This is a genomic window from Chitinivorax sp. B (genome assembly GCF_005503445.1).
Classification (GTDB): Bacteria; Pseudomonadota; Gammaproteobacteria; order Burkholderiales; family SCOH01; genus Chitinivorax.
On the sequence record NZ_SCOH01000099.1, the window covers coordinates 1 to 5,182 of the forward strand.

Genomic DNA, 5,182 nt, shown 5'->3' on the forward strand with positions numbered 1-5,182 from the left:
GGTTAAACCTTGTTGCGCATCAATCGGGCTTTTTCACGCTGCCATTCGCGCGTTTTCTCGCTTTCCCGTTTATCGTGCTGTTTTTTGCCTTTTGCCAGGCCGATTTCAATTTTGATACGGCCTTTGCTGTAGTGTAGGTCGAGTGGTATCAGTGTATAACCGGCTCGTTCCACTTTGCCGATCAGGCGAATGATTTCTTCGTTGTGTAGCAGCAACTTTCGAGTCCGTAGGGGATCTGGGCTGACATGGGTCGATGCTGCTAGCAAAGGTGTGATGTGGCTGCCGAACAAAAAGATTTCGCCGCTACGTATGATGACGTAGGCTTCGGCCAGTTGCACTCTGCCGGCACGGATGGCTTTGACTTCCCAGCCTTCCAGTGCAATACCGGCTTCGAATTTTTCTTCGACGAAGTAGTCGTGAAAGGCTTTGCGGTTATTGATGATACTCATCTGGCTTGACGCCTTCCTGATGGTTGGCCTAATCCGATTAACTGACACGCTGATGACGCGCAAACTGCTGCGCGAGCGGCGAATCGGGTAAAATCGGGCATTTTACCAGTTTTTCAGGCAAAAACCGATGCACCAAGTTGTCAAGACTGTGCTGGTGGAGCACACCGCGCAGCAAATGTATCATCTGGTTGAGGATATTGAGCATTACAGTGAATTTTTGCCATGGTGTGGTGGGACGCAGGTGCTGTCACGTGTTGGTGAGGAGACCACTGCGACATTACATATTGACTATCACGGGCTTAGACATCAGTTCACGACCCGCAATACCAATACACTTGGCCAACGTATCGACATGCTGCTGGTTGATGGGCCATTTCGTCACCTGGAGGGCCTGTGGCTGTTTACTCCATTGAGTGATGCCGCTTGTAAGATTGAGTTTCGACTGAGTTATGAGTTTTCCAGTGGTATGCTCGAAAAGATGATCGGCCCGGTATTCAGCAAAATCGCCAATACCTTTGTTGATGCCTTTATTCGTCGGGCGGACAAGGTGTACGGAACATGAACAGCCTGCGTATCGAGGTGGTCTACGCCTTGCCACAACAGCAAACACTGTTATCACTGACTGTACCGGCAGGTACGACCGCTCAACAGGCCATCGCGATGTCCGGTTTGTTTGGCAAGCATCCGGAGCTTCAGGATGCGGATTTGAAGCTGGGCATCTTTGCCCGGCCTATTGCGTCGGATACGGTGTTACGGGATTGTGATCGGGTCGAGGTCTATCGGCCATTGATTGCCGATCCTAAAACGGTACGCCGACAGAGGGCGGAATCAGTCAGAGCTGCAGGGAAGAAAAAGACGCTGTGATCGGTTGCGGCTGGTGGAAAGGGGTATACAGGAGATGGAAACGGCAAGCTCAGTGTGCTGATTGGGTGCTTGCCGTGTGCGTTTTCACTTGCCTCGTCGATCCAGTGTGCCACGTAGGCGACGATCTGGCTTGATGAAGGTGCGTCGTTCCACACTGGGCTGCAACTGGATTTCAGCATGAAAACGGCGGTCGTTACTGCTTCGACGATCGGTGCTGGAGCGGCGATCCACGCCAGCAGGTACGCCTTCAACAAAGTACATCTTTGCGGGTTGAATCAATTGATCAATGAATTCCAGTAGATCATCCTGTGAATAGTGTGCCTTTCCGTCGATCAGCAGAAACGAAATGACCGGATCTGATTTGCGATCGCTCTGCAGCCATTCAGCAGCATTTTTATGCAGCAAGAAAGGCTGGAGAAAGTCAGCTGCTTGCTGCTCAGTCAATAATTGGGCCCCTGGATGGTTTCCCATTCCCTTTTCTCCGGGTTTGAAATAATCGAGCCAACGCCATACGCCCATGTTGTGTCCCCTGATTAGTTGCAATCGTCGCCAATCAAATTGGTCTTGTTGTTATTGAGTAATACAAGCAATCACCATGCCAGAAGACGAAACATAAATCATGACAAGGGATTGGTAAATAACAACTTTATGCGATTTTAAGTACGTGTAAAAAACATCGACGATATGAATAGGACTCTAATTCGAACAGACAGTTCAAACCCCCTTGTCAATCAAACCCGGCGCGGCTTTGACTGATATTGAGGCCGGGCTGGGCAAGCATTGTCGAGCCGCGTTAAACTTCATTTCCTTTCTATTGGTGTGTTCCGATGAGCAAAACGAAAACCGTCTATTGTTGCGCTGCGTGTGGCGGCCAGTCTCCCAAATGGCAAGGCCAGTGCCCACATTGCGGTGAGTGGAATACGTTGACGGAAACCGTACAGGAGAGTGCGCAGAAGCGGTATGCCGGGCTGGCTAAATCCACTGAGGTGCAGTCGTTGGCATCGGTTACCGCTGAAGAAGTGCCGCGCCATCCAACGGGGATTGACGAATTGGATCGGGTGCTGGGTGGTGGGTTGGTAACAGGGGCGGTAGTGCTCATCGGTGGTGATCCAGGCATTGGCAAATCCACTTTGTTGTTGCAAGCCTTGGCTCAAGTGGGCACCACCCGGCATGTGTTGTATGTCAGCGGTGAGGAGTCAGCACAGCAGATTGCATTGCGCGCAAAGCGCCTGTCGGTCGATGCGGCATCGGTTCGCCTGCTGGCGGAAATTCAACTGGAAAAAATTGCCGCCACCCTTGCCACTGAAAAACCGGATGTTGTGGTGATCGATTCCATCCAGACGGTGTATACGGACACCTTGCAGTCGGCGCCGGGCAGTGTGGCCCAGGTTCGTGAGTGTGCCGCCCAATTGACACGGCATGCCAAGTCACACGGCACAACGATGATTCTGGTGGGTCACGTCACCAAAGAGGGGGCACTGGCCGGCCCGCGTGTGCTGGAGCATATTGTGGATTCGGTATTGTATTTCGAAGGAGACACCCATTCCAGCTTCCGGTTGATTCGTGCCATCAAGAATCGTTTCGGTGCAGTCAATGAATTGGGTGTGTTTGCGATGACTGATAAAGGGTTACGAGGTGTATCCAATCCGTCAGCCTTGTTTTTGTCGCAGCATGATGAGCCAGTACCAGGTTCTTGTGTAATGGTCACACAGGAGGGTACGCGACCATTATTGGTCGAGGTGCAAGCTTTGGTTGATGAGGCGCATGCTCCCAATCCACGGCGTCTGAGTGTTGGGCTGGAACAAAACCGGCTGGCCATGTTGTTGGCAGTCTTGCATCGCCACGCCAGTATTGGCTGCTTTGATCAGGATGTGTTTATCAACGCCGTGGGCGGGGTGAAGATCGTTGAGCCAGCGGCTGATTTGGCGGTGTTGTTGGCGGTTGTGTCATCAATGCGCAACCGGGCATTGCCTGAGAAAATGGTGGTATTTGGCGAAGTTGGGCTGGCGGGTGAGGTGCGTCCGGTGCAGCGAGGGCAGGAGCGATTGAAAGAGGCTGCCAAACTGGGTTTCACCAAGGCAATTGTCCCAAAGGCCAACCGACCGAAGCAGATGATTGATGGAATGGAGGTAATTGCGGTCGACCGCTTGTCGGATGCTGTGGCACATTGTCGATGATCAGGGGAGCGGGGTGTCGTACTTGCCGTTCAATAGATCCGATTCCATTTGTGCAAATTGACCTCGGTCCATCAGTTGCTTCAGGCCTTGGTTGAATTTGATGATCAAAGCCTCCATGCCAGGTACTTTACGTGACAGCATTAGTCGATATTCGATCCGATCCGCTGGTCTGGGTTCGTGTGTAATCTTCACCTGTTCGTCTCTGGGAAAGTTGGACCGCAAGCTGGTGTATCCGACGGTTTTGTTCAGTGGAAAAAAATCGACGCGTCGTGCCAGTAACATTTTCATACCGTGTTCGACATCCTTGGCACGATAGTTAGTAATCAGCTCATTCTTAATTGGTGTTTCCCATACTCCAAGCTTGGACCCTAACGGTGTGATCATTGTCATGCCACGTAGATCGTTGAAGTCACCATGCCATTTCAAAGGTCGGTCAGTGCGACGAAAAATCACCTCTTCTTCAACCAAGACAGGGTTGCTGAACAAGGCAAATTGTTCTCGTGGCGGGGTGATTGACCAGACCACTGAGCCGTCAATCACGCCATTTCTGACCATTTCTTCTGCGCGAGCCCAGGGAAAGAACTTGTAGTTGACGGAAACGCCAACCAGTTTAAAGGCTTCGGTGACTACATGGGATGCAAAGCCAAAATTCGGTAGATTGGCTGACAGGTAGGGCGGCCATTCGCCATTGGCGAGTGTGATATTGTCAGCGTGCACAGGACAAGCCATCAGCAACAGCATGCTGGCCCGCAACAGGCCTGGCATAAATGGTACCGTCTGCTTCTTAGCCAGCATCGGCCTGCTCCAACGTGTTCGGCCTTGGGTGTGTGGCTGGCAAAGGCTGGCTTCCTATCCAATCCTATGGGCAAACAAACTGAACCAGGCTGACAATCCTGTGACTGCCACTACAAGCCAAGCCTGGCCATCCTTGCAGAGCCAGGTCATACGCATCAATTTGTGCGCATCAGCTTGCGATAATCATATTCGTTCAATTCAAAACAGTCGGTTGGTACTTCATCACTATCACTGGTATCAATCACTACCTTCACATAGCGGCCCACCTTTTTCCAGATGGCAACGGATACGCGTTGTGCAAAAGCTTGCTCATTTTCATCGGGCAAGAAACTGGCTTCCGCTGAGGTCTGTAAAAAGTAGACCTTATTCTTCTCAATCTTTTTGACGTAATGAGGCGAGGTCCAAGCCTCACGGATGGCAGCGAGTGCTTTTCTGACTTCGGTAGCACCCAGCGGCGCAACCGATATGTGAACCCGGTAGTGTTTACCCATGAGGCGATCCTCCGGCGAGTGCCAAGGTCCGTTACCTTTTAGTTTTAACACGAAGCAGTTCGACACTCAAGGTAAGGAAATGCAAGATGTGGTGATCAACTGATGATTGCTTGAACTGGCTCGTGTAGTGGATTGACTTGTTTGCAGGCTTTGGCGTGTTTGGGAGAATTGAAAGAGATTTAATATTCGTATGTAACCCAATGTTTATATTTAATTATTTAAGCGATCGCATGCCGGCTTGTCATAACCCGCAGTCTCAAAATAAAAAAGACGCAAAATTTGCGTTTTATTGCGTATGGTTGCAACTATTAATTGTCAGCCTAAACCACATAGTTTGTTTTGATAGGTTTTGTTTGAAAAATTATTATATTAGTAATTTATTATCATTCGTATATTGATGTCATTG

7 protein-coding genes are annotated in these 5,182 nt (G+C 50.4%); 3 read left to right on the forward strand and 4 right to left on the reverse strand.

From position 1 onward, the window contains the following. Window positions 1-2 precede the first annotated feature (2 nt). Window positions 3-470: an SsrA-binding protein SmpB gene (gene smpB / locus FFS57_RS24265; RefSeq protein WP_283204932.1), complete on the reverse strand. Its 468-nt coding sequence runs from the start codon at window positions 468-470 to the stop codon at window positions 3-5. 106 nt (window positions 471-576) lie between these two features. On the opposite strand from smpB, the gene FFS57_RS24270 reads away from it, so the two are divergent. Continuing rightward, on the forward strand, window positions 577-1,011 hold the full coding sequence (locus FFS57_RS24270) for a type II toxin-antitoxin system RatA family toxin (protein ID WP_137940405.1): 435 nt from the start codon (window positions 577-579) through the stop codon (window positions 1,009-1,011). Beyond that, window positions 1,008-1,313, forward strand: coding sequence for an RnfH family protein (locus FFS57_RS24275; RefSeq protein WP_137940406.1), 306 nt, complete (start codon window positions 1,008-1,010; stop codon window positions 1,311-1,313). The genes FFS57_RS24270 and FFS57_RS24275 overlap by 4 nt, the downstream gene beginning before the upstream one ends. Before the next feature lie 84 nt (window positions 1,314-1,397). Here the strand turns inward: FFS57_RS24275 and FFS57_RS24280 are convergent, their stop codons facing one another. Continuing rightward, window positions 1,398-1,832: a hypothetical protein gene (locus FFS57_RS24280; protein WP_137940407.1), complete on the reverse strand. Its 435-nt coding sequence runs from the start codon at window positions 1,830-1,832 to the stop codon at window positions 1,398-1,400. A 308-nt stretch (window positions 1,833-2,140) separates the two neighbouring features. Here FFS57_RS24280 and radA point away from each other — a divergent pair, with 308 nt between their 5' ends. Next, window positions 2,141-3,490 carry a DNA repair protein RadA gene (radA, locus tag FFS57_RS24285; RefSeq protein ID WP_137940408.1) on the forward strand — a complete coding sequence of 450 codons (1,350 nt, stop codon included), beginning with the start codon at window positions 2,141-2,143 and terminating at the stop codon, window positions 3,488-3,490. Here the strand turns inward: radA and FFS57_RS24290 are convergent, their stop codons facing one another. Both FFS57_RS24290 and FFS57_RS24295 read right to left on the reverse strand, forming a co-directional pair. Next, window positions 3,491-4,285, reverse strand: coding sequence for a substrate-binding periplasmic protein (locus FFS57_RS24290; RefSeq protein WP_249384158.1), 795 nt, complete (start codon window positions 4,283-4,285; stop codon window positions 3,491-3,493). Between the two features lie 155 nt (window positions 4,286-4,440). Further along, the gene (locus tag FFS57_RS24295; RefSeq protein ID WP_137940409.1) at window positions 4,441-4,776 is read right to left on the reverse strand and encodes a hypothetical protein; all 336 of its coding nucleotides are present in this window, start codon (window positions 4,774-4,776) and stop codon (window positions 4,441-4,443) included. Window positions 4,777-5,182 lie beyond the last annotated feature (406 nt).

Coding starts and splice junctions, on each gene's coding strand:
- FFS57_RS24295 (WP_137940409.1), bottom strand. CDS start 4,776: ATGGGTAAACACTACCGGGTTCACATATCGGTTGCGCCGCTGGGTGCT.
- FFS57_RS24290 (WP_249384158.1), bottom strand. CDS start 4,285: ATGCTGGCTAAGAAGCAGACGGTACCATTTATGCCAGGCCTGTTGCGG.
- radA (WP_137940408.1), top strand. CDS start 2,141: ATGAGCAAAACGAAAACCGTCTATTGTTGCGCTGCGTGTGGCGGCCAG.
- FFS57_RS24270 (WP_137940405.1), top strand. CDS start 577: ATGCACCAAGTTGTCAAGACTGTGCTGGTGGAGCACACCGCGCAGCAA.
- FFS57_RS24275 (WP_137940406.1), top strand. CDS start 1,008: ATGAACAGCCTGCGTATCGAGGTGGTCTACGCCTTGCCACAACAGCAA.
- FFS57_RS24280 (WP_137940407.1), bottom strand. CDS start 1,832: ATGGGCGTATGGCGTTGGCTCGATTATTTCAAACCCGGAGAAAAGGGA.